General features: G+C 57.8%; 20 protein-coding genes and 1 pseudogene. 20 read left to right on the forward strand and 1 reads right to left on the reverse strand.

Annotation, left to right across the window (positions count from 1 at the left end):
- Positions 1–39: 39 nt before the first annotated feature.
- The 15 genes and pseudogenes from topA (at position 40) to VSQ30_RS03210 (ending at position 17,547) form a co-directional block, all read left to right on the forward strand.
- A complete protein-coding gene (topA, locus tag VSQ30_RS03140; RefSeq protein ID WP_334461931.1) occupies positions 40–2,130 on the forward strand; it encodes a type I DNA topoisomerase in 2,091 nt (696 codons plus the stop codon).
- Positions 2,131–2,225: 95 nt separating this feature from the next.
- Positions 2,226–3,530 carry a methylenetetrahydrofolate--tRNA-(uracil(54)-C(5))-methyltransferase (FADH(2)-oxidizing) TrmFO gene (trmFO, locus tag VSQ30_RS03145; RefSeq protein WP_161880042.1) on the forward strand — a complete coding sequence of 435 codons (1,305 nt, stop codon included), beginning with the start codon at positions 2,226–2,228 and terminating at the stop codon, positions 3,528–3,530.
- 256 nt (positions 3,531–3,786) lie between these two features.
- The gene (plsX, locus tag VSQ30_RS03150; protein WP_334461934.1) at positions 3,787–4,791 is read left to right on the forward strand and encodes a phosphate acyltransferase PlsX; all 1,005 of its coding nucleotides are present in this window, start codon (positions 3,787–3,789) and stop codon (positions 4,789–4,791) included.
- A 47-nt stretch (positions 4,792–4,838) separates the two neighbouring features.
- Positions 4,839–5,519: a ribonuclease III gene (rnc, locus tag VSQ30_RS03155; protein ID WP_334461937.1), complete on the forward strand. Its 681-nt coding sequence runs from the start codon at positions 4,839–4,841 to the stop codon at positions 5,517–5,519.
- The gene (locus tag VSQ30_RS03160) at positions 5,516–6,532 is read left to right on the forward strand and encodes an elongator complex protein 3 (RefSeq protein ID WP_334461939.1); all 1,017 of its coding nucleotides are present in this window, start codon (positions 5,516–5,518) and stop codon (positions 6,530–6,532) included. The genes rnc and VSQ30_RS03160 overlap by 4 nt, the downstream gene beginning before the upstream one ends.
- 16 nt (positions 6,533–6,548) lie before the next feature.
- Positions 6,549–10,112 carry a chromosome segregation protein SMC gene (smc, locus tag VSQ30_RS03165; RefSeq protein ID WP_334461941.1) on the forward strand — a complete coding sequence of 1,188 codons (3,564 nt, stop codon included), beginning with the start codon at positions 6,549–6,551 and terminating at the stop codon, positions 10,110–10,112.
- 98 nt (positions 10,113–10,210) lie between these two features.
- Positions 10,211–10,762, forward strand: a complete 552-nt coding sequence (locus VSQ30_RS03170) for a VanZ family protein (protein WP_334461944.1) — start codon at positions 10,211–10,213, stop codon at positions 10,760–10,762.
- A 25-nt stretch (positions 10,763–10,787) separates the two neighbouring features.
- A pseudogene (ftsY, locus tag VSQ30_RS03175) lies at positions 10,788–11,690 on the forward strand (signal recognition particle-docking protein FtsY); the annotation flags it as partial.
- 301 nt (positions 11,691–11,991) lie between these two features.
- The gene (gene rdgB, locus VSQ30_RS03180) at positions 11,992–12,570 is read left to right on the forward strand and encodes an RdgB/HAM1 family non-canonical purine NTP pyrophosphatase (protein WP_334461946.1); all 579 of its coding nucleotides are present in this window, start codon (positions 11,992–11,994) and stop codon (positions 12,568–12,570) included.
- A 3-nt stretch (positions 12,571–12,573) separates the two neighbouring features.
- Positions 12,574–12,870: a YhbY family RNA-binding protein gene (locus VSQ30_RS03185; RefSeq protein ID WP_334461948.1), complete on the forward strand. Its 297-nt coding sequence runs from the start codon at positions 12,574–12,576 to the stop codon at positions 12,868–12,870.
- 8 nt (positions 12,871–12,878) lie between these two features.
- On the forward strand, positions 12,879–13,493 hold the full coding sequence (gene nadD, locus VSQ30_RS03190) for a nicotinate (nicotinamide) nucleotide adenylyltransferase (protein WP_334461949.1): 615 nt from the start codon (positions 12,879–12,881) through the stop codon (positions 13,491–13,493).
- Between the two features lie 155 nt (positions 13,494–13,648).
- A complete protein-coding gene (yqeK, locus tag VSQ30_RS03195; RefSeq protein WP_334461950.1) occupies positions 13,649–14,227 on the forward strand; it encodes a bis(5'-nucleosyl)-tetraphosphatase (symmetrical) YqeK in 579 nt (192 codons plus the stop codon).
- Between the two features lie 55 nt (positions 14,228–14,282).
- The gene (gene rsfS, locus VSQ30_RS03200) at positions 14,283–14,633 is read left to right on the forward strand and encodes a ribosome silencing factor (RefSeq protein WP_334461952.1); all 351 of its coding nucleotides are present in this window, start codon (positions 14,283–14,285) and stop codon (positions 14,631–14,633) included.
- A gap of 107 nt (positions 14,634–14,740) precedes the next feature.
- Positions 14,741–17,152 (forward strand): leucine--tRNA ligase, encoded by a 2,412-nt coding sequence (gene leuS / locus VSQ30_RS03205; RefSeq protein ID WP_334461954.1) that lies wholly within the window; start codon positions 14,741–14,743, stop codon positions 17,150–17,152.
- Between the two features lie 164 nt (positions 17,153–17,316).
- Positions 17,317–17,547 carry a sporulation transcriptional regulator SpoIIID gene (locus VSQ30_RS03210; RefSeq protein WP_334461956.1) on the forward strand — a complete coding sequence of 77 codons (231 nt, stop codon included), beginning with the start codon at positions 17,317–17,319 and terminating at the stop codon, positions 17,545–17,547.
- Here the strand turns inward: VSQ30_RS03210 and VSQ30_RS03215 are convergent.
- Positions 17,519–17,851 carry a helix-turn-helix domain-containing protein gene (locus VSQ30_RS03215; protein WP_334461957.1) on the reverse strand — a complete coding sequence of 111 codons (333 nt, stop codon included), beginning with the start codon at positions 17,849–17,851 and terminating at the stop codon, positions 17,519–17,521. The two genes, VSQ30_RS03210 and VSQ30_RS03215, sit on opposite strands and share 29 nt — an antisense overlap.
- A gap of 155 nt (positions 17,852–18,006) precedes the next feature.
- On the opposite strand from VSQ30_RS03215, the gene VSQ30_RS03220 reads away from it, so the two are divergent.
- From VSQ30_RS03220 to VSQ30_RS03240, 5 genes are all read left to right on the forward strand, one after another.
- Entirely contained in the window at positions 18,007–18,543 is a 537-nt protein-coding gene (locus VSQ30_RS03220; RefSeq protein WP_334461959.1) for a recombinase family protein, read from the forward strand.
- A complete protein-coding gene (locus tag VSQ30_RS03225; RefSeq protein WP_334461962.1) occupies positions 18,536–20,350 on the forward strand; it encodes a recombinase family protein in 1,815 nt (604 codons plus the stop codon). Before VSQ30_RS03220 ends, VSQ30_RS03225 begins: the two co-directional genes overlap by 8 nt.
- Complete coding sequence (locus VSQ30_RS03230; protein ID WP_334461963.1) at positions 20,340–20,921, forward strand: hypothetical protein; 582 nt, start codon at positions 20,340–20,342, stop codon at positions 20,919–20,921. Before VSQ30_RS03225 ends, VSQ30_RS03230 begins: the two co-directional genes overlap by 11 nt.
- Positions 20,922–21,008: 87 nt before the next feature.
- A complete protein-coding gene (locus VSQ30_RS03235) occupies positions 21,009–21,833 on the forward strand; it encodes a hypothetical protein (protein ID WP_334461964.1) in 825 nt (274 codons plus the stop codon).
- A 92-nt stretch (positions 21,834–21,925) separates the two neighbouring features.
- On the forward strand, positions 21,926–22,720 hold the full coding sequence (locus VSQ30_RS03240) for a DUF6551 family protein (protein WP_334461965.1): 795 nt from the start codon (positions 21,926–21,928) through the stop codon (positions 22,718–22,720).
- Positions 22,721–22,815: the final 95 nt, after the last annotated feature.

Raw genomic sequence — 22,815 nt, forward strand, 5'->3', positions numbered from 1 at the left:
GGTTTGCAGGGAGGGCCTGCAAGAAAGGAAGATGGAAACATGTCGAAGCTGGTGATTGTGGAATCGCCTTCCAAGGCGAAAACCATACAGAAATATTTGGGGCCGGACTATGAGGTGATTGCCTCCATGGGCCATGTGCGGGACTTGCCCAAGGCAAGGCTCAGCGTGGACGTGAAGGACAGCTTCAAGCCCAAGTATAGCATTATCAAGGGCAAGGAAAAGCTGGTGAAAGAGCTGAAGGAAGCGGCGGCCAAGTGTGACGGCGTGCTGCTGGCAACTGACCCTGACCGGGAGGGGGAGGCCATCTCCTGGCACCTGGCCTATATCCTGGACTTGGACGAGGGCGCCCGGGACAGGGTGACCTTTAACGAGATTACAAAAACCGGCGTGGCAGAGGGCATGGCCCATCCCCGGGCCATTGACTTGGACTTGGTGAACGCCCAGCAGGCCAGGCGCATTTTAGACCGCCTGGTAGGCTATACCCTAAGCCCTTTCCTGGCAAAGACCATCCGGCCCAGGCTTTCGGCAGGGCGGGTGCAGTCGGTGGCGGTGCGGATGATTGTAGACCGGGAAGAGGAGATAAAAGCCTTTGTGCCGGAGGAATACTGGAGCATTGACGCAAAGCTCACCGCCCCGCCCAGCAAGGCGGTGTTTGCCGCCGCCTTTTACGGGGACGAAAACGGGGAGATTAAAATCGGCTCCCAGGAGGAGTCGGATAAGCTGTTCGCGGAACTGGAGAAGGAGGATTTCGTGGTAGGCCCGGTGAAGAAGGGCAAGCGGAACCGCCAGCCCGCGCCTCCCTTTATCACCTCCACCTTACAGCAGGAGGCTTCCCGGAAGCTGGGCTTCCAGGCCCGGCGCACCATGAAGGCTGCCCAGGAGCTGTATGAAGGCGTGGACGTGGAGGGCCTGGGCACCATGGGCCTTATCACCTATATGCGTACCGACTCCCTGCGCATTTCCGAGGACGCCATCCGGGAGGCGGGGGAGTATATTGAAGGGCGCTGGGGCAAAAAGTATCTGCCTGCGAAGCCCCGGCACTTTAAGTCCCGGGCAAACGCCCAAGACGGCCATGAGGCCATCCGGCCTTCCACCATTTCCCTGACCCCGGAGCAGGCCAAGTCCTCCCTGACCTCTGACCAGTATAAGCTGTATAAGCTTATCTGGGAGCGGTTTATTGCCTGCCAGATGGCAAACTGTGTGCTGAACACCAGCCAGGCCACCATCCTGGCAGGAAAATATATTTTCAAGGCCTCGGGCTTTAACGTCCACTTTGACGGCTTCACCGCCTTATATGAGGAGAGCAAAGACGAGGAAGAAAAGGCGGGGAAGGATTTGCCCCCCTTAGAGGAAGGGCAGAAGCTGAAAATTAAAGATTTAAAGGGGAACCAACACTTCACCCAGCCGCCCCCCCGGTATACGGAAGCTTCCCTGATTAAAACCCTGGAGGAAAACGGCATTGGCAGGCCCTCCACCTATGCGGCCACCATTTCCACCATCACCACCCGGGAGTATGTGGCCCGGGAAGGCAAGGCCTTCAAGCCTACAGAGCTGGGAGAGGTTATCACCAAGCTGATGAAAGAGCGCTTCCCGAAAATCGTCAACGTGCGCTTTACCGCCCAGGTGGAGGATGAGCTGGACGCGGTGCAGCGGGGGGACGAAGCCTGGGTGCAGACCCTGCAGCGGTTTTACGATGACTTTGATAAAACCGTCCAAAAGGCCAAGAAGGAAATGGACGGGGTGAAAATCAAGCTGAAAGAGGACGAGACCGGGGAAGTCTGCGAAAAATGCGGCAAGCCCATGGTGATAAAATACGGGCGGTACGGGCGGTTTATGGCCTGCTCCGGATATCCCGAGTGCAAGAACGTGAAGAAGATCGTCAATGAGACTGGCGCTGCCTGCCCCAAGTGCGGCGGGAAGATTATAGAGCGCAAGTCTAAAAAAGGCCGGGTGTTCTATGGATGCAGCGAGTATCCCAAGTGCGACTTTGTTTCCTGGGATCCGCCCTCCAAGGAAAACTGCCCTGTGTGCGGCAAGGTGCTGCTGCAGAAAAAAACCAAGGATAAGCGGCTGTACTGTGTTACAGAGGGCTGTACCTTTGAGGGCAAGCTGCCTGCGGAAGAAGCGTAAAGGTTTTTAGGGTTCCCAGGGGGATTTTTCCTAAAAAAAATCCCCCTGGGCCGCCGGAGGCAGGAAGCATGAGACAGTCCGGGAAGGAGGCGCGCATGGAAGAAATCAAGGTGCTGGGGGCGGGCCTGGCAGGCTGCGAGGCCGCCTGGCAGATAGCCCAGCGGGGCGGGAAGGTTGTCCTGTATGAGATGAAGCCGGAGAAGTTTTCCCCGGCCCACCAAAGCCCGGGGTTTGCGGAGCTTATCTGCTCCAACTCCTTAAAGGCCGCAAGGCTGGACAGCGCCGCGGGGCTTCTGAAGGAGGAAATGCGGCGGCTGGGTTCCCTGCTGGTAGATTGCGCGGAAAAGTGCCGGGTGCCTGCCGGAGGGGCTTTGGCCGTGGACAGGGGGACGTTTTCCCGGCTGGCTACAGAAGCCATAGAAGGGCACCCCAACATTACAGTGCGGCGGGAAGAAGCGCCCGCCATACCGGAAGGGCCTGTGGTGACGGCAACCGGGCCTTTAACCTCCGGCGCCCTTGCGGGGGAGATTGAAAAACTGTGCGGCGGCGCCCTCAGCTTTTTTGATGCTGCCGCGCCTATTGTGGCAGCGGAAAGCCTTGACATGGGCAAGTGCTTTGCAGCCTCCCGGTATGACAAAGGGGAGGGGGATTACCTTAACTGCCCCATGAACAAAGAGGAATATGAGCGCTTTGTGGAGGCTTTGCTGGGGGCGGAGCGCGCCCCGGTACACAGCTTTGACGCAAGGGATCCAAAGGTGTATGAGGGCTGTATGCCTGTGGAGGTGCTGGCAGGCCGGGGCCGGGACGCTTTGCGCTTTGGCCCCATGAAGCCGGTGGGCCTGCGGGATCCCCGCACCGGGCACAGGCCCTGGGCGGTGGTGCAGCTCCGCACAGAAAACCGGGAGAACAGCCTGTACAACCTGGTGGGCTTCCAGACCAATTTGAAATTTGGAGAGCAGAAGCGGGTTTTTGGTATGATTCCCGGCCTGGAGCAGGCGGAATTTGCCCGCTTCGGGGTAATGCACCGCAACACCTTCCTTCATTCCCCCGGGCTTTTGGCGGCGGATTTTTCCATGCTGGAAAGGCCGGAACTGTTTTTTGCCGGGCAGATAACCGGGGTGGAAGGATATATGGAGTCTGCCGCGTCGGGAATTCTGGCGGGGATAAACATCTTGCGGCGGCTGCGGGGACAGGAAACCCTGGTGCTGCCGGAAACCACCATGATGGGGGCCTTGAGCCGGTATATTTCCGGATATGAGGGGAAAGACTTCCAGCCCATGGGGGCAAATTTCGGGGTGCTGCCGCCCCTTTCGGAAAAAATCCGGGACAAGCGCCAGCGGTATATGGCCCTGGCAGAACGGGCGCTGGCTTCTGTGGATTGGGAAAGCGCCAGGGCTTAGGGCTTGTTTGAAAATAGAGGAAGTGCCGGAATTTTTGTTCCAAAGGGAGCGGTTTCAAGGCGAAGAACCGCAAACGCATACATGCGTTTAGAAAGGCTGAACATTCCGTTTATGGAATGTTTTCGCCTTTCGAGGATTTCCAACACAGAGAAATGCCCGTTTGGGGCAAAAAGACGGTGTTTATGATTTTTCAAACAAGCCCTAATGGAAAGCAGGGCGGAATTTTATTGTTTTTCAGGGCAAAGGAGGCTGGGTCATGAAAATTATTGTAGACGGGTTCGGCGGGGACAACGCCCCCGGGGAGATCCTGCTGGGCTGTGCGCAGGCCATGGAGGAACTGGGAGTAGACATCCTGCTTGCCGGGGACAAGGACAGGCTGGAGGCCGCAGGGAAAGAGCTGGGCATAGGGGACAAGCTTGCCAAAATGGAAATCCTGCCTGCCGGGCAGGTGCTTTCCATGGAGGACGAGCCTACCAGCGTGATAAAGGATAAGGCCGACAGCTCCATGGCTGTGGGCCTGCGGGCCTTGGCAGAGGGCAGGGGCGACGCTTTTGCCAGCGCTGGGAACAGCGGCGCCCTGGTGGTGGGAGCCACCACCCTGGTGAAGCGGATACATGGTGTAAAGCGGGTTACCTTTGCACCCATTCTGCCCAAGGCCGGAGGCTTCTTTATGCTCACCGACGGCGGCGCCAACGTGGACTGCCGCCCGGAAATGCTGGTGCAGTTTGGGTTGATGGGTTCTGTCTACATGGAAAAGGTGATGGGGATACGCAGTCCACGGGTGGGGCTGTGCAACGTAGGCAATGAAGCCCACAAGGGGGATGATCTGCGCAAGCAGGCCCACGCGCTTTTTCAAGAGTGTAAAGGCATTAACTTTATTGGAAACGTGGAGGGCCGGGAGCTGCCTTATGACGGCTGCGATGTAGCGGTTACAGACGGCTTTACAGGCAACATGATGCTGAAGCTTTATGAAGGCGTGGCCCTGGCCTTGATGGATCAGATAAAAGGGGTGCTGACCAGCGGCCTGAAGAACAAGCTGGCGGCTGCGATGGTATATAATGACATGAAAAAGCTGAAAAAGCACATGGATTATAATGAATATGGCGGCGCGCCTATTATGGGGGCGAAAAAGCCTGTGTTTAAAATCCATGGCAGCGCCAAGGCCGCCACAGTGAAAAACGCTTTGCGGCTGACCCGGGACTACACCCGGTCTGGCATCATTGCGGACATTGCCGAAGCGGTTGGGAAGAAGCAGGAATAATGTAAAGCGCTTTAGCTTTACTGATTTTGAGAAAGGGACGTGGCTCCATGAGATCTCTGGAAGAATACGAAAAGCTGATTGGGTACAGGTTCCGGGACAGGAAGCTGCTGGAAACCGCCCTGACCCACTCCTCCTATGCCAACGAGCACAAGTGCAAAAGCTATGAGCGGCTGGAATTTTTGGGGGATTCAGTGCTGGGCTTTGTGACGGCGGAATACCTTTATGGCCATTTTCCCAGCCTGCCCGAGGGCCAGCTCACCAAAAACCGGGCGGCGCTGGTGTGCGAGCGCTCCCTGTGCGGGTTCTCCCGGGCGCTGGAGGCGGGAAGCTTTTTACGGCTAAGCCATGGAGAGCGCCACTCTGGCGGGCAGGACAGGCCCAGCATTCTGGCAGACGTGTTCGAGTCCACCATTGCCGCCATCTATCTGGACAGCGGCGACCTGGAGCGGGCCAAGTCTTTCATTTTGCGGTTCATCATCCCTGCCGCCAAGGCCCAGAACGCAAAGCCCTTTAAGGATTACAAGACCACCTTGCAGGAGATTATCCAGCAAAATCCGGAGGAAAAACTGGAATACCGGGTGACCGGGGAAAGCGGGCCGGATCATGACAAGCACTTTACGGTGGAGGTGCGCCTGAACAGCAACGTAATCGGCAAGGGGGGCGGGCGCAGCAAGAAGGAAGCAGAGCAGCAGGCTGCCCGGGAAGCATTGGAGCTGATGGGCTATTGAGCAGGGGAAAGCACTTTAATGTGGCGATTTTCGTGCCCCATGTGGGGTGCCCCCGCCAGTGTAGCTTTTGCAACCAGCATACCATTACAGGGGATGCAGGCCAGCCTGCGCCGGAGGATGTAAAGGAATCTGCCTACACAGCGTTCCGCTCTTTGGGAGACAGGGTCAGGCAGGCAGAAATCGCTTTCTTTGGAGGCAGTTTTACTGCCATTGACAGGGCGTATATGGAAAGCCTTTTACAGGCGGCCCGGGAGTGCGTGAAGCTATATGGCTTTACAGGGATTCGCGTCTCCACCCGACCTGACGCTGTGGAAATGCCGGTGCTCCGCCTTTTGCAGGCATATGGAGTGACGGCTGTGGAACTGGGCGCCCAGTCGATGGATGACAGGGTGCTGGCCCTGAACAGGCGGGGCCACACTGCCGCCCAGACGGTGGAAGGAGCCAAGCGTGTAAAGGGAATGAGCTTTTCACTTGGCCTGCAAATGATGACAGGCCTTTACGGCGATACAGACCAAGCAGCTTTGGAAACAGCCGACAAGCTAATCGCTTTACAGCCAGACACCATCCGGATTTACCCCACAGTCGTACTGCCTGGCACAGGGCTGGAGGATTTGTACAGGCAGGGCGCCTACAGGCCCCAAACCCTGGAGGAGGCTGTGGCCCTCTGTGCCCGGCTGCTGCCAAGATTTGAGGAGGCAGGGGTGCGGGTTATCCGCATGGGGCTGCACGCAGAGCAGGAGGTGGAGGCCCAGGCCATAGCCGGGCCGTACCACCCGGCTTTCCGGCAGCTAGTGGAAAGCCGGATCTTTTTGCAGCGGGTGGAGCGGGAACTGTCAAAGAGGGGGCCGGGGGCTTATGAAGTATCTGTAAAGCCCAATTGCTTGTCAACGGCGCAGGGCCAGCGGAAGGAAAACCTGGACAGGCTTTTGCAGGCAGGCTTCCGGGTGCGGCTCCTCCAGGACGAAGACGTGCCGGAAAAAGGTTTTGTTATAAAACAGGAACGGAATTTGTGAAAAAGGATGGAAACGGATGATTTTAAAGTCTTTGGAATTGCAGGGGTTCAAGACATTCCCCGACAAGACCACGCTGCAGTTTGAGCCGGGCATCACTTCCGTGGTGGGGCCTAACGGCAGCGGCAAGAGCAATATCAGCGACGCCATGCGGTGGGTGCTGGGGGAGCAGTCTGTGCGCACCCTGCGCTGCTCCAAAATGGAGGACGTGATTTTTGGCGGCACGCCCCAGCGCCGTGCCCAGGGCTTTGCGGAAGTCACCCTGACCATTGACAACAGCGACCGGGGCCTGCCCTTTGACAACGACACCGTAGCCATCACCCGGCGGTATTACCGCAGCGGGGAAAGCGAATACTTATTAAATAAAAGCACTGTGCGCCTGAAAGATGTCAACGAGCTTTTAATGGACACGGGCCTGGGCCGGGACGGCTATTCCATTATCGGCCAGGGCAAAATTGACAGCATTGTGGCGGCCCGTTCTGAGGACAGACGGGAGATTTTCGAGGAGGCCGCCGGCATTTCCCGTTACCGCTACCGCAAGGAGGAATCGGAGCGGCGGCTGCAAAAGGCGGAGGACAACCTGGTGCGCCTGCGGGATATCCTTGCGGAGCTGGAGAGCCGGGTGGAGCCGCTGCGCATCCAGGCGGAAAAGGCGGAACAGTTTATCGCCTTTGACGGGGAGAAAAAGGGGCTGGAAATCGGCATCTGGCTGGAAACCCTGGAGCGATCCGCCAAAGCCCTGCGGGAGCAGGAAGGCCGCATGGGCGAAGCCCGCGCCCAGCATCAGGAGCTGGAGGAAACGCTGGAAGCCCTGAGCGCCCGGGGGGAGGAAAACCTCCGGGAGACAAACCACTGCACCGGGCAGATGGATCAGCTTCGGGGAGAGGCCGGGGGACTGGAGGAGCAGGCTGTGCGGGCCGAGGGGGAAATTGGCCTTTTGGAAAATGACATTGCCCACAACAGCCAGGACATGGAACGGCTGGAGGGGGAGATTCTGGAGACACAACGCTCGTCAGAGGAAACCGGGCGGGAAATAGAGGAAAAGCAGCGGGAGGCCGGGGAAAAGGAGCGGCAGATCCAGGAAAGCCATGACAAGCTGTTGTCCTTTACAGAGCGCCTGGAAAAGCTGCGCCAGGGGGCGGACGAGGCCACCCGGAAGCTGGAACAGGCGGCGGTGGAGCTGGCCCAGGTGAACGCAGGCCTTTCCGAGGAGCGGATACGCCTAAGCTCCGCCCAGTCCTCCATGGCGGAAATCCGGCTGCGCCAGGGCGCTGTGGAGGACAGCGTGGGGCAGGCAAAAGAGCGGGAGCAGGCTGTGAAGGCTGAAAAAGAAGAACTGAACCAGATGCTGGAGGACACCCAAAAAAGCCTTGCCGCCCAGGAAAACAGCGTAAAGGGCTATGAAATGCGGCTGGAGTCCCGGCAAAAGCGCCTGCAGGCCGCAAGGGAGGAAATGGACAGGCTTACCCTGGACGCAAACGAACAGTTGCGCCGGGCGCGGCTTTTAGAGGATTTGGAGCGAAACCTGGAGGGCTTTGCCCAAAGCGTGAAAGCTGTGATGAAGGAAGCGGGCCGGGGGCTGCTTTCCGGGATATGCGGCCCGGTGACAAAGCTTTTAAATGTGCCCCGGGAATATGCCGTGGCCCTGGAAACCGCCCTGGGCGGCGCCATGCAGAACATTGTGGTGGAGACGGAAGGAGACGCAAAGCGCGCCATTTCCTTTTTAAAGCAGCGGGATTTGGGCCGGGCCACTTTCCTGCCTTTAACCACCATCAAAGGCAGGGTGGCGGACACAAGGGAAATGGAGCACATGCCAGGCTTTGTAGGGGTGGCCTCCCGGCTGTGCCGATGCGAGGAGAGGTTTTCCGGCGTGCGGGATTCCCTTTTAGGCCGGGTGGCTGTGGCGGAGGATTTGGACAGCGCCGTGGCCATTGCCAAGGCCACTGGCTACCGCATCCGGGTGGTGAGCCTGGACGGGCAGGTGGTGAACGCCGGCGGCTCCCTCACAGGAGGATCCCGCGCCAAAAACTCCGGGCTTTTAAGCCGCACGGCAGAGATTGGGCGCATTAAGGAAAAGGCCGGGGTTTTGCAGCAGCAGGCCCAGGCAGCGGCCCAGGCTCATAAAGAACGCCAGCAGGAGCTTTCCGCCTGCGAAGCCCATCTAAGCGCCGCCAGAGGGGAACAGCAGGCCCTGCAGGAGGAAAAAATCCGCATTGCCGCCGAGTGCGGCCGGGTGGAAAAAGAGCTTCTCGCCCTTTCCGCAGAGTTGGCGGGGCTGGAGCGGGAACAGAAGGATGCCGGGGGCCGTTTGGCAGAACTGGAGAAAACAGGGCTTGCCTGCCGGGAGAACATCCAAAAGCTGGAGGGGCAGGCAAAAGCCTGGGAGCAGGAAAGCCAGCGCCTTGCCGGAAGCCGGGAGGAGCAGAACGCCCGGTGCGGGGAGATTGCAGAAACCATACAGGCCCTGCGGTTAAGCGAGTTTTCCGCCCAGAAGGACAGGGAATCCCTGCTGGAGGCAGTGAGGCAGCTGCGGGCCAGGCAGGAAAATTCCGGGGAGCTGGCGGAAAAGCTCCGGGGGCAGATAGAGGAGCTGGCGGGAAAAAACAAAGCACTGGGCGGGCAGATAGAGGGGCAGAAAGCCCGCATTGAGGAACTGCGCGCCAAAGCCGCCGCCCGCCGGAAGGACATGGAGGAGACAGCCCGCCGCCGCACAGAGCTGGAGCAGGAGGCTGTCCGCCTGCGCATGGAGGAGCGGGAAACCACCACCGCCCGGGAAAATGTGGGCCGGGAACTGGCCCGCCTGCAGGAACGGGCTGACAACCTCCAAAAAGAATACGACGGCATTATTTCCCGGCTGTGGGAGGAGTATGAGCTGACCCGGCGGGAAGCAGAGGAAATCGGCATTAAAATTGAAGATCTGCAGGCGGCCCAGCGCCGGCTGCAAGAGCTGAAAAACAAGATTAAGGCCCTGGGCGCTGTGAATGTGGCGGCAGTGGTGGAATATCAGGAAGTGTCGGAGCGGTATGAATTTTTAAGCGCCCAGGTGGCGGACGTGGAGAAGTCGAAACAGGAGCTTTTGGATTTGATACTGGATTTAACCCAGCACATGCGCCAGCAGTTCACCGAGCGGTTTGCCCAGATAAACCAGAATTTCGGCGCCATCTTCCGGGAGCTTTTCGGCGGGGGCGCGGCAGAGCTATCTTTCACAGACGAGACAGACGTGCTTAAAAGCGGCATTGAGATTAAAGTGCAGCCCCCCGGGAAGATTGTCAGCCATATAGAGGCCCTTTCCGGCGGGGAAAAGGCCCTGGTGGCCATTTCCATTTACTTTGCCATTATGCGCGTGAACCCCCCGCCCTTCTGCGTGCTGGACGAGATAGAGGCCGCCCTGGACGATGTGAACGTGAGCCGCTATGCCCAATACCTGCGGCGCATGAGCGGGCGCTCCCAGTTTATCACCATCACCCACCGCCGGGGCACCATGGAAGGGTCGGACATGCTCTACGGCGTGACCATGCAGGATCAGGGCGTCTCCAAGCTTTTAGCCCTTAAAACCGAGGAGGCCGCCGAGTTCAGCGCGTAGCCTCAGGCGGCTCAGGGGGGATTTTTAAGGGAAATCCCCCCTGAGAACCCCCAAAACCTTTATGTTTGCCAGATTGCCGCATATGGGAGGGAAAACCTTTGGATATACGGATAAAACGAAAAAAATGGCTGATAAACATTCTGCTTTACAGTGTGGCTGTATTTTACATCCTGCTTCTCCTTTTAATTCTGTTCCGGCAGCGCCATGCTGTGCGGTCAGTTAATCTGATCCCCCTGCGGGGCATCACCGCGTTTTTGACAGGGAAAGATTTGGTCACCGGCAGCATGGAAAATGCCTGGTTTATAAGAGGGTTCGCGCTGAGCAACATATTGGGGAACATCGTCATTTTTGTGCCGCTGGGCGTGTATCTTACATTGTTTCATAAGGACAAGGCAGTGTGGAAAAATACCCTGTGGGTCGTTTTGGCAAGCGTGGCGGCGGAGGCTGCCCAGTTTGCTTTTAAAATGGGCATAGGGGATATTGACGATGTGATCCTGAACGGGCTGGGAGGCTTATTAGGCGTGCTGCTGTGCAGGGGCATTTACTGGCTGTGCAAAAACGAGGATTTTAAGGCGCGCTGCGTGGTAGCCTTTATGGCGCCTCTGGCGGGGATGCTCTGCTTTGGGATTTTGCTTCTGATGAATGCATGATACATATTTAAAGGAAGGTGAAAGCATGGGATTTTTTGACAAGATACGGGACGGCCTGAAAAAGACCAGGGACAACATCAGCGGGCAGATTACCCAGATGGTGAATTCCTTCACGAAAATTGACGAGGAGCTTTTTGAGGAGCTGGAGGAGCTTCTGGTTATGGGGGACGTAGGCGTGGAAACCGCCGGCTTTCTCACCGAGCGCCTGCGGGAGCGGGTGAAGCAGAAGGGGCTTACCGATCCCGCCCTGATTCTGGGGGAGCTGCAGGAGGAAGTGGCCCAGCTTCTGATGGGGGACGACACCCTGCACACCTCCACAAAGCCTTCCGTTATCCTGGTGATTGGGGTAAACGGCGTGGGGAAAACCACCACCATCGGCAAGCTTGCCAGCCGCCTGAAGCAGGAGGGGAAATCTGTTATCCTGGGCGCGGCGGACACCTTCCGGGCCGCTGCCATTGAACAACTGGAGGTGTGGGCGCAGCGGGCCGGCGTGCCCATCATCAAGCACGCCGAAGGGGCCGACCCTGCCGCTGTGGTGTTCGACACCATTGCCGCCGCCAAGGCCCGGGGATGCGACGTGGTGATTTGCGACACAGCGGGGCGGCTGCACAACAAGAAAAACCTGATGGACGAGCTGTCGAAAATCCGCCGGGTCATTGACCGGGAGCTGCCTGACTGCGACAAGGAAACCCTGTTGGTGCTGGACGCCGCCACCGGGCAGAACGCGGTACACCAGGCCCGGGAGTTCCAAAGCGCGGCAGGCATTACGGGCATTGTGCTGACAAAGCTGGACGGCACCCCCAAGGGCGGCGTGGTGCTGCCCATCAAGCGGGAGCTGGGGCTTTCCGTGAAGTTTATCGGCGTGGGGGAGCAGGTGGACGACCTGCAGCCCTTTGACGCCGGGGCCTTTGCGGCAGCGCTCTTTGACACACAGGGCCGCGCCCCTGTGCAGGTGGATTTATCCCAGGGGGAGCCGGAGGAAGCCGGGGAATGGGCAGAGGAAACGCCCGCGGCGGAAGAACCTGCCGGGGAGTCTGCGGCCCAGGAACCAGAGGAGGCAGAAGAGGAGCCGGGACAGGAACAGGCAGCAGAAGCGGCTCCCATTGTATGGGATCTGCCTCCCATGGAAGAAGGCGGGCAAGAACCGGAGCAGGAGCCGGAGGAAAAGAAAAAACGCCGGTTCTGGCCTTTCGGGCGGAACTGACTACAATAAAGGAGAGGCTGGGAATATGAAATTTGTTATCGCCACCCACAATAAAGGCAAGCTGGTAGAATTTAAGCGCCTGCTGGAGCCTATGGGCATTGAAGCTGTGACCATGGATATCACCGAGCCAGAGGAGACAGGCGCTACCTTTGAAGAAAACGCCTGCATCAAGGCCCAGGCCGCCTGCAGGGAAACAGGCCTGCCCGCTGTGGCAGATGATTCCGGCCTGTGCGTGGACTATCTGGACGGCGCGCCGGGCATCTATTCGGCGCGGTTCGCGGAGCCGGGCAAGCGCCGCCTGACTGTGCTGGAAAAGCTTCAGGGCGTGCCCAAGGAGCAGCGGGGGGCGCACTTTGTCAGCGCTGTGTGCTGTGTGTTCCCAAACGGCGACCGCATAGACGCCATTGGCAAATGCTTTGGGGAGATTGCCACAGAGTCCCGGGGGGAAAACGGCTTCGGGTACGATTCCATCTTCCTCCAGGGGGACTTGACATTTGGGGAAATCAGCAGTGAGGAAAAGGACGAACGCAGCCATAGAGGCCACGCCTTCGCGGATTTTGAGCAGAAGCTGCGGGCCTATCTCCAGGAAAAAGAGGGGGAATAAATTTTGCTTACAAGCAAGCAGCGGGCGTATCTGCGCTCTTTAGCGGTAAAGGAAGACACCATTTTAATGGTGGGCAAAGGAGGCCTGAGCGGGGAGATTGCCGCCCAGGCGGACAGCGCCCTGGAAAAACGGGAGCTGATAAAGGGCCGGGTGCTGCCGGATAGCTGCCCGGTATCCTCCCGGGAAGCGGCAGAGGCCCTGGCCCGGGGAACGGGAAGCGAAGTGGTGCAGGTGATAGGATCCAAATTCGTGCTGTACCGCAGGAAAAAGAAGGACGCGAAAATCGTCCTGCCCCGGTAGGCGCCTTTATGAGGACAGGCGTTTACGGCGGCACCTTCAACCCTATCCACTGGGGGCATGTCCGGCTGCTGGAGGAATTTAGCAGGCGGCTCTCCTTAGACAGGGTACTGCTGATCCCCACAGGCCTGCCCCCCCACAAGCAGGTGCACGCCCTGGCAAGCGCCCAGCAGCGGCTGGATATGTGCCGGCTGGCAGTGGAGCAGGTGCGGGGCGCGCCCATAGAGCTGTGTGAAATCGAGCTGTGCAGGCCAGGGAAAAGCTATACGGCAGACACCTTGGAGGAGCTGCACAGGCTTTACCCTGGGGAGGAATTTTACCTTTTGATGGGGGAGGACATGTTCCTGACGGTGGACAACTGGTACCGCCCGGAAACCATTATGGCCCTGGCAGTTTTGTGCTGCACCCCCCGCAGCTCCGGCGGCATGGAAAAGCTTCGGGAAAAGGAAGCGCGGCTTCAGCGGGATTTTGCCGCCCGGTGCTGCCTGGAGGACATCCCCTATTTCCCCGCCTCCTCCACCCAGGTGCGGGAGCTGGCAGCCCGGGGGCAGAACCTGGAGGCCCTGGTGCCCCCGGCAGTGGCGGCGTATATTGCGGAAAACGGGCTGTACAGGGAGTGCCTGTAGGGACGCGGGAGAAAGCCTTTGGGCCGCCGCAGGCATCCGGGCCGCCCCGGCGGCCCGGATCGCGCTTTGCGCGGCGCCGGTTTTTTTAAAACCCGGCGGCCTGCGGCGGAAGCGCTGGGCGCGATGGAGCCAGAAAAAAGAAGGAGTGCAGGTTTATGACCTATGAGGAATATGAGCAGGAAGCAAAGAGGCGCCTGACAGAAAAACGCTTTGTCCACAGCCAGTGCGTGGCGGCGTGCGGGGCGGCGCTGGCGGAGAAATACGGGGCAGACCCGGAAAAGGCGCGGCTGGCCGGGATACTCCACGATATTATGAAGGACACAGGCGAAGAAGAACAGTTGAAAATCATGGAGCAATTTGGTATAATGCTTTCACAGGCCCAGCGCCATAACCCCAAGCTGTGGCACGCCCTCAGCGGCGCGGCCTACGTGGAATACGTGCTGGGGGTGGGCGACAGGGAAGTGGTGGAGGCCATTGCCTGCCACACCGGAGGAAAGTCCGGCATGGGGCTTCTGGACAAGGTGCTCTTTGTGGCGGACTACATCTCTGCCGACCGGGATTATCCCGGGGTGGAACGCATGCGGGAGCTGGCAAAGTCCAGCCTGGAGGAAGCTATGGTGGAGGGCATTGCTTTTACCGTGGCGGAAAAGACAGGGGAAAGGCAGACGCTGGATCCCCAGTCCATCTGCGCGTATAACGAGGCGCTGTGGGCGCTGGAGGACGGGCCTGCCTAACATGCTTTCCCGCCCTTGCGGGCGCTGGAGAAAAGAACGAAAGGGAAGTGACAATATGGAACCGTATGAACTGGCAAAGCAGGCGGCAAGGCTTTTAGACAGCAAAAAAGCCGAGCGCGTTAACATGATAAAAATTGACGATATTTCCAGCCTGGCAGACTATTTCCTCCTTGCCACAGGCATCAGCAGCACCCACGTGCGCGCCCTGGCGGACGAGGTGGAAGAGTATCTGAAGGAAAAGGGCAAGGCCCCGGCCCGGGTGGAGGGCTACCGTTCCAACTCCTGGATACTGCTGGACTACTCCGAGGTGGTCATGCACATCTTCACCCAGGAGGCCCGGGACTTCTACGACCTGGACAGGCTGTGGGCCGACGGGGAGAAGGTGGACTGGCAGGAGCAGGCATGAAAAAAGCCCGGCAAACGGGAAATTTTTTGAAGATTCCTAAGAAACTTTTTTATAAAAAAGTTTCTTAGGCTGCCGGAGGCAAAATAAGGAAAGGAAGATGAAGGGTCATGAAGTATGAGCACAAGGCCATAGAGCCTAAATGGCAGGAAAAATGGGAGGAAGCCGGGGTGTTCCACGCGGAAGGGGCGGAGAGCAAAAAGCCCAAATATTTCGCGCTTATTGAGTTCCCCTATCCCTCCGGGCAGGGGCTGCACGTGGGCCATCCCCGGCCTTACACCGCCCTGGACGTGGTGGCGAGAAAGCGCCGGATGCAGGGCTATAACGTGCTGTACCCTATCGGCTGGGACGCCTTCGGCCTGCCGGCGGAAAACTATGCCATTAAAAACCATGTCCACCCCGAGGGCATCACCCGGGACAACATCCAGCGGTTTTCCCGGCAGATACAGTCTTTAGGCATTTCCTTTGACTGGAGCCGGGAAATCAGCACCATCGACCCGGACTATTACAAGTGGACCCAGTGGATTTTCCTCCAGCTTTACAAAAAGGGACTTGCCTATAAAAAGGAAATGAACGTTAACTGGTGTACAAGCTGCAAGTGCGTTTTAGCAAACGAGGAAGTGGTGAACGGCGTGTGCGAGCGCTGCGGCAGCGAGGTGGTACACAAGGTAAAAAGCCAGTGGATGCTGAAAATCACCGAGTATGCCCAGCGGCTCATTGACGATCTGGATTTGGTGGATTATCCGGACAGGGTGAAGGCCCAGCAGAAAAACTGGATAGGCCGCTCCACCGGCGCGGAGGTGGATTTTGATACCTCTGCCGGGGACAAGCTGACTGTGTACACCACCCGGCCCGACACCCTCTATGGGGCCACGTATATGGTTATCTCCCCGGAGCACCCCTACATCGAGAAGTGGGCGGACAAGCTGTCCAATATAGCGGAGGTGCGGGAATATCAGGCCCAGGCTGCCCGGAAGTCCGACTTTGAGCGCACGGAAATGGCGAAGGACAAAACCGGCGTGAAGCTTCAGGGCGTTACCGCGGTAAACCCTGTGACAGGCGGGGAAATCCCCATCTTCATTTCCGATTACGTGCTGGTAAGCTATGGTACAGGCGCCATCATGGCGGTGCCTGCCCACGATGACCGCGACTGGGATTTCGCGAAAAAATTCGGCCTGCCCATTATCGAAGTGGTGCAGGGAGGCAATGTGCAGGAGGCCGCCTTTACCGACTGCGAGACAGGGGTTATGGTCAATTCCGGCATGCTGGACGGCCTGACTGTGGAAGAAGCCAAAAAGAAAATCACGGCTTATCTGGAGGAAAAGGGCATTGGCCACGCCAAGGTGAACTTCAAGCTGCGTGACTGGGTGTTCTCCCGCCAGCGGTATTGGGGAGAGCCTATCCCCATGGTATACTGCGAGAAGTGCGGCTGGGTGCCTGTGCCGGAGAGCGAACTGCCCCTGCGCCTGCCGGAGGTGGAAAGCTATGAGCCTACAGATACAGGGGAATCCCCCCTTGCCAAAATGACGGACTGGGTAAGCACAGCCTGCCCCCGCTGCGGCGGCCCTGCCCAGCGGGAGACGGACACCATGCCCCAGTGGGCTGGTTCCTCCTGGTATTTCCTGCGGTATATGGATCCCCATAACCCAGACGCCCTGGCAAGCAAAGAAGCCCTGGAGTATTGGTCGCCTGTGGACTGGTACAACGGGGGCATGGAGCACACCACCCTGCACCTGCTGTACAGCCGTTTCTGGCACAAATTCCTCTATGACATCGGCGTGGTTCCCACCCCGGAACCCTATGCCAAGCGCACCAGCCATGGCATGATTTTAGGGGAGAACGGGGAAAAAATGAGCAAGTCCCGGGGGAATGTGGTGAACCCGGACGACATTGTAAACGAATACGGCGCGGATACCCTGCGGCTGTATGAGATGTTTATCGGCGACTTTGAGAAGTCTGCCCCCTGGAGCAACAACGGCATTAAGGGCTGCCGCCGCCTGGTGGAGCGGTATTGGAATTTGCAGAACATCCTCTGCGGGGAAACAGGCATCCGCCCCCAACTGGAGGGGGCTTTCCACCGCACCATGAAGAAGGTCAGCGAGGATACGGAGGTGCTGAAGTTTAACACCGCCATTGCCGCCCTGATGGCTTTGATGAACGATATCACCGCCCAGGGAAGCATCACCAAAGAGGAGCTGCGCGTTTTCACCATCCTGCTGAACCCCTTTGCCCCCCATGTCACAGAAGAGGTGTGGGAGGCGTCCTCGCTGGGGCAGGGCCTTGTGGCCCAGCAGCCCTGGCCTGCCTATGACGAGGAGAAGTGCAAAGAGGATACCCTTGAGATTGTGGTGCAGATAAAGGGCAAGGTGCGCGCAAGGCTCAACGTGCCCGCGGGCATCAGCCAGGAGGAAGCGCTGGCCCTTGCCAAGGCCGAGCCGAAAATCGCGGAGGAAATCGGCGGCAAGGCCATTGTAAAGGAAATATATGTGCCCGGAAAGCTTGTGAACCTGGTGGTCAGGTAAGCTGGGCAGAAAAAAAGCAACGGCGTGAAAACCGCTGCTTTTTTATATGCCTTAACAGCGGCCCTGCGGCGCTTTTTGCCGCATACTCGCCCTGCCCCGCGCATAGATATAGAACACCGAAAAGAGGGGTGCCCAATTGGATCCCCAAAAAGAGGTGTCCAATCATGAACGTACTTGACGAACGCGCAACCAAGTTAGGGGAATTCATTGTGGAAAACAAGGCCACCGTCCGACGGGCGGCAAAGCAGTTTGGGGTCAGCAAAAGCACGGTACATATGGAAGTAACGAAACAGTACGGTTTATATGGACAATGCGATAACGAAGGAGCAGGAACACTTACTGTGTCCCTGCTCCTTTGCCCTGTTTTCACAGTTTCTCTCTCAAGTCCCGCTTAATCACCTCCGCCACATCAAGGATCATTTTCCTTTCAAGCCTGCCGCACCCTTCCAGCACTTGTAACCCTTTTCCTTCGTTCTCCCGCGTCCCGCATACCGTGCCCCTTCCCAACAGCTCATCCGCCGAGACGCACAGGATTTCCGCGCAGACGCAGAACATCCGCAGGCTCATCCCGCGCTGCCCTCTCTCAACAAGGCTCAAAAACTGTACGGAGCAGTCCAGCCGCTCCGCAAGCTGTTCCTGGGTAAGCCTTTTCTCCCGGCGCAGCTTACGTACCCGCATACCAATTTCTTCATTTTGCATATTCTGAAACCTCCTGAAAAATGTAGGGTTTCATTATAGTTGAATTCAAAAAGCAAACCGGCAGTTGATAAATATCAAACCGCCGGTTTCTTTCTTTTTGGTGGGAAGAGCCTGTATAATAGGTACTGCGATCAACGCAGAACGGAGGGAGCAGCTTGGACAACCATATTTTCACATCCTTAGCCCTGCCGGAGCTATCACCATCCCCTTTGGAAAAAGATCTGGCTCCGCACCGTGCGTGGCTGAACAGCCATAACCGGGAGCGGCCCGACCCGGAAAAGCCCTTTCGCATTGGCGTGTACATTCGCTTTTTCAATCAAACCAGGCATGAGGGCTATCTGGAAAAGCATAAAAGCCAGTTTGCCGCATCCATCGCCATGTGCCCTAAATGGCAGTTGGTTGGGTTCTATGTGGACTACGGTTCATCCGCGCCGAAAATGTCCTCCTCGCCGGAATGGGCGCGGCTTTTGGAAGACTGCATGGCAGGCAGGCTCGACCTTATCCTGACTCAGAAGATCTCAAATGTATCCGGCGATCCTTTGGAAATGTCTCTCTGTGCCCAGATTCTGGCCGCAAAAACGCCGCCAACTGGCATCTATTTCATCTCAGAGGATATTTTCACCCTAGCTTCTTATTATCTGGAAGATCTTCGTGACGCGGCTCTCCTGCCGCCAGGAAACGCCGATGGTTGACCGGGAGAAACAGGATTTCAAGGAGGCGCAGAAACGCCGGACGCGCCAGCGGATACAGAACCAGGCCCAGACCGATCATTACGAGTACACCCCGGAAAATCCCGCCGTAGACTATTTTGGCGGCAATACCCCGCTGCGTGTGGCGGTATACGCCAGGGTTTCCACAGACAACGTGCAGCAGACCAGCTCCTATGAACTGCAAAAGAAATATTACGAAGGATATGTTGTCCGGCACCCCAACTGGATCCTGTGCGGGCTTTACTGTGACGAGGGGGTTTCCGGTACTACCGACCGCCACCGGGACGGCTTTAATCAAATGCTTGCCGACTGCCGGGCCGGAAAGCTCGACCTGATTATTACCAAGAGCGTATCCCGCTTTGCCCGGAATCTGGTGCTCTGCATCAGCATCGTCCTGGATTTGAAGGCTCTTTCTCCGCCCGTGGGGGTGTTCTTTGAATCAGAAAGCATATTTTCCCTTAACGAGGAAAAATCCATGTCTTTAAGCTTCTTTGCTATGATGGCGGAGGAAGAGTCCCATATCCGTAGCCGGAGCATGGAAACCTCTCTGCGTATGCGTCTGGATCACGGCCTGCCCCTGACCCCGGAGCTGCTGGGGTACCGGCATGACGAGGAGGGCGGCCTGGTCATCAACCCGGAAGAAGCTCCCACCGTGAAGCTGGCGTTTTTCATGTATCTGTATGGCTGCTCTACCCGGCAGATTGCGGAAACATTCAATGTCCTGGGGCGCAAGTCATATCTGGGGAACGTCAAGTGGACGGCAAACGGTATTGTCGGCATCCTCAGAAACGAGCGGCACTGCGGACAGGTATACACCCGCAAGACATTCACACCCAATTTCCGGGATCACCGTTCCGTCAAAAACCGCGGCGAACGCCCTCACAGCAGATATCTGGAGCATCATGAACCCATTGTGTCCCCTGCCGACTTCACCGCCGTGCAGCGCATGCTGGACAACGCCAGGTTTCGTGGCCACGAGATCCTTCCCAGGCTGCGGGTAGTGGAAAGCGGCCTGCTCAAAGGCTTTGTGGTTGTCCATCCCCGCTGGGCGGGGTTCGGTGAGGCTGACTATACCCGCGCCGCTCAAAGCGTTGGAACAGACAGCCCGCCGCGGCCGCAAATTGAGCTGCATCCCGGCGACCTGGATCTGCGCGGTTTTCAGGCCGTGCGTCCGGAACTGTATGACTCCCCGCTTTCGGGTTTCGTATCATTCCGGGAAAAATCCCTGAGCCTGAGCACCCAGCTCGTCCGCCAGTTAAGTGGGCGCGATCGCATCGAACTGCTTCTGGATCCCATCGGCAGGCGCATCGCCCTGCGCCCCGCTGAACCGGAAAACCGCTATGGCGTAGTCTGCGCCAGGCGTTCAGGCGGAAGATACCACCCCCGGGCCATGCCCTCCGCTGCCTTTGGGGGGACGCTTTTCAAAATATTCGGCTGGGATACGGCCAATTTCTACCGCATCATCCCTGCTCTATATCAGTCAGGCGATGAACTGGTCTTTCTCTGCGAGGCGGCTGACGCGCAGGCGTTTCTGCCTGAAACAGCCTGCCCTGCCGGTCAGATCTACACCCCATACCGCGAGCGGGTGCGGTATGTTCCCACCGCCCAGACCGGAAGCTTTGGCCCGGATTATTACCTGGTGCGGACACGGGAGGCTGTGTCCCTTGCAGGCCCCAGCCGGGTTTTGGATGATGGCAGCGGCCTAAAGACTACAGACCGCAAGACTCTGGGGGAATTCATCCGCCGGGAGCTGGCGGGATTTCATTTGGAGGAACCTGATGGAAACTGAACTGAACCTGAACGGGTACCAGGTGGCGCGCCGGGAGCTTTTCGCCCATACAAGGGAGCCTGCGGCAGTCTTTTCCCGCTGCTGCTTTTATGTAAACGCAGCCTGTCTGGACATATTCCCGGAGCATGATACCGTGCAGGTCATGATATGCCGTGAAAAGCATTTGCTGGCGCTTTGCCCCTGTCCTGCCGGCCAGCGGGACGCGCTGCTATGGTGCCTCCGCGCCGGCAAACGCAGGCCCAGGCGCATGACGTGCCGGCTGTTCTTTGCCATGGTCTGCTCTATGATGGGGTGGGATCCGGGGCTGCGCTACCGGGCGCTGGGCAGAGTTGTCCAGGACAGCACGCAGAAAGCGATACTCTTTGATTTGAACTGTGCGGAAACATACGGATCGGGTTCCCGGAATACGCCTCAGTATCCAGCGGACTGGCGGGAGCGGTTCGGCCCTGACTACCGGGCGCATCAGGCGCTTATGGCTGCAGATCTGGTAAAAGATTACGCCGTATACCAGGTTGGCGGAGAACCCGGACTTATCCCGGCGCTTCCCCAGAAGGAGGACGGTACAGAGTGAAAAATATGCAGAAAGGAATGATACCGGGCACAAAGTGCCGTGTTTTCATGGCTTTTTGTGCGAATCCTGGTTCGCGTGGCGATTAGAATGAGCAGAAAAGCGTTGTGGACGCTTCAATCAGACCCAGAGTTCCAGTGTGTTTCCATGCCCCTGCCGGGGGAGGAGTTCCAGACGCTGGAAAAAGCCATAACCTCCGGCAGGGTTCGGGAGCCTGTAGCTGTCTGGCACAGGATCATGATTGAGGGGTATCCCCGGTATGAGATCTACACCCGGCACGGCATCAAATTTGCCCTGGAGGAAATGGTATTCCCATCAAAAACAGACGCTGTACTCTGGGCGTGTGAGCGGCAGCTTCGGCGGGGGCATATAGTAACCGCCGCCCGGCATTATCTGCTGGGGAAGTTGTATCTGACCGCAAAGGAAAAATCCCCCAAGGCTGCCCCTGCTGAATTGGCTCGAAGGATTTCGGCAGAATTTGGCGTCTCCCCCGCCAGCCTGCTCGAATACAAGAGCTTTACGAACAAGATGGATCTTCTTCGGCACAAAGAGCCGGAGCTGGCGGATGGGATCCTTTCAGGGAAGTATGCGCTTTATCTGCGTAAATTCACGAATTTAGATCATAAAAGCTCCCGTGAGCTTTGGGCCATGGCGCATACTCCCGGCAAGGGCGGGAATCTCGCCCCCGGCCCGCTTCCGGCGCCTACCGTAAAGGATATGCCAGCCTTCGACCCGGACGGGCCGCTTATGAGCCTTGTCCTCACCATACCCTCATGGGTAAATGTTTTAGAAAACAGCGGCGGGAGGCACAGCTTTTCCCAGGCTTCGCCCGTATGCAGGGAGAAGCTGGAGCAGGCCCTGTATAACCTGTACGCAGCGGCAGAGTCAGCGTTAGCGGCATTGTGGGAGGAATAGTGTGAAAAATATGCAGAAAGGAACGGTACCGGGCACAAAACACCGTGCTTCCAAAGAACTTTGTGCAAATTGTGTATCGCGTGGCGGTTGATATGGACGGACAGCAGAGATTTGTTCCCAATGTACACTTTGAACTGATTCCCATAAAAAACCTGGTGTCCAACCAAAAATATCAGCGGAGCCTCTCCCAGACACAGATCGACCGGGCCTCGGCAGATTTTGACCTTCACCAGGTCAACCCGGTGAAGGTCAGCCGCCGCGATGGTATAAACTATGTTTTCAACGGACAGCACACGGTGGAAATCGTGGCAAAAATTTCCGGTTCAAGGGAAACACCGGTGTGGTGCATGATCTACGACGACCTGGAATATCAGCATGAGGCGGACATTTTTGCAAACCAGATGCGGTACGTCCGGGCACTGAGCGCGCTGGAAATTTTCCAGGCAAACTTGGAGGCAGGCAATAACCGGCAGCTTACCATCCTGGCGCTGGTGGAGTCCTATGGGCTGAAAATTGGAGACGGTACCGGGGGGAACCGCATTTGGGCCATCTCCACAGTCGAAAATATTTATGAAAAATACGGCTACCAGATCCTGAACCGGGTGCTGCGGCTCTGCGTGGGCACCTGGGAGGGCGAGGCAAATTCTCTCTCAGGCAAAATGCTCGCGGCTGTGGCGAAGCTTGCAGCCGCCTTCGGCGAAGAACTCAACGAGGATATCTTTGCCGAAAAGCTGGGGGTCGTCCCGGTCAAGCAGCTCATGCGCAACGCCAAAGAGCGCGGCCATGGCTCCTCCGGACTGGCGGCAGTGCTGCTTGAAGAGTATAACGGCAGAAAGCGCAATCCGGCGGGGAGGCTGGCTGTCAGCAAATTGATGGCGGGGGTATGAGGGCGGGCAGGACTCCTCTCCAAGGACGCGCTGCGCTGTGCTGTCCTGCCAGGATTATTCCAGAACCCTTTCTATGGGAATCCCCCTTGCCATTT

Source organism: Acutalibacter sp. JLR.KK004, from assembly GCF_036941085.1.
Taxonomy (GTDB): Bacteria; Bacillota; Clostridia; order Oscillospirales; family Acutalibacteraceae; genus Acutalibacter.

Coding starts and splice junctions, on each gene's coding strand:
- topA (WP_334461931.1), top strand. CDS start 40: ATGTCGAAGCTGGTGATTGTGGAATCGCCTTCCAAGGCGAAAACCATA.
- trmFO (WP_161880042.1), top strand. CDS start 2,226: ATGGAAGAAATCAAGGTGCTGGGGGCGGGCCTGGCAGGCTGCGAGGCC.
- plsX (WP_334461934.1), top strand. CDS start 3,787: ATGAAAATTATTGTAGACGGGTTCGGCGGGGACAACGCCCCCGGGGAG.
- rnc (WP_334461937.1), top strand. CDS start 4,839: ATGAGATCTCTGGAAGAATACGAAAAGCTGATTGGGTACAGGTTCCGG.
- smc (WP_334461941.1), top strand. CDS start 6,549: ATGATTTTAAAGTCTTTGGAATTGCAGGGGTTCAAGACATTCCCCGAC.
- rdgB (WP_334461946.1), top strand. CDS start 11,992: ATGAAATTTGTTATCGCCACCCACAATAAAGGCAAGCTGGTAGAATTT.
- nadD (WP_334461949.1), top strand. CDS start 12,879: ATGAGGACAGGCGTTTACGGCGGCACCTTCAACCCTATCCACTGGGGG.
- yqeK (WP_334461950.1), top strand. CDS start 13,649: ATGACCTATGAGGAATATGAGCAGGAAGCAAAGAGGCGCCTGACAGAA.
- rsfS (WP_334461952.1), top strand. CDS start 14,283: ATGGAACCGTATGAACTGGCAAAGCAGGCGGCAAGGCTTTTAGACAGC.
- leuS (WP_334461954.1), top strand. CDS start 14,741: ATGAAGTATGAGCACAAGGCCATAGAGCCTAAATGGCAGGAAAAATGG.
- VSQ30_RS03210 (WP_334461956.1), top strand. CDS start 17,317: ATGAACGTACTTGACGAACGCGCAACCAAGTTAGGGGAATTCATTGTG.
- VSQ30_RS03215 (WP_334461957.1), bottom strand. CDS start 17,851: ATGCAAAATGAAGAAATTGGTATGCGGGTACGTAAGCTGCGCCGGGAG.
- VSQ30_RS03225 (WP_334461962.1), top strand. CDS start 18,536: ATGGTTGACCGGGAGAAACAGGATTTCAAGGAGGCGCAGAAACGCCGG.
- VSQ30_RS03230 (WP_334461963.1), top strand. CDS start 20,340: ATGGAAACTGAACTGAACCTGAACGGGTACCAGGTGGCGCGCCGGGAG.
- VSQ30_RS03235 (WP_334461964.1), top strand. CDS start 21,009: ATGAGCAGAAAAGCGTTGTGGACGCTTCAATCAGACCCAGAGTTCCAG.
- VSQ30_RS03240 (WP_334461965.1), top strand. CDS start 21,926: ATGGACGGACAGCAGAGATTTGTTCCCAATGTACACTTTGAACTGATT.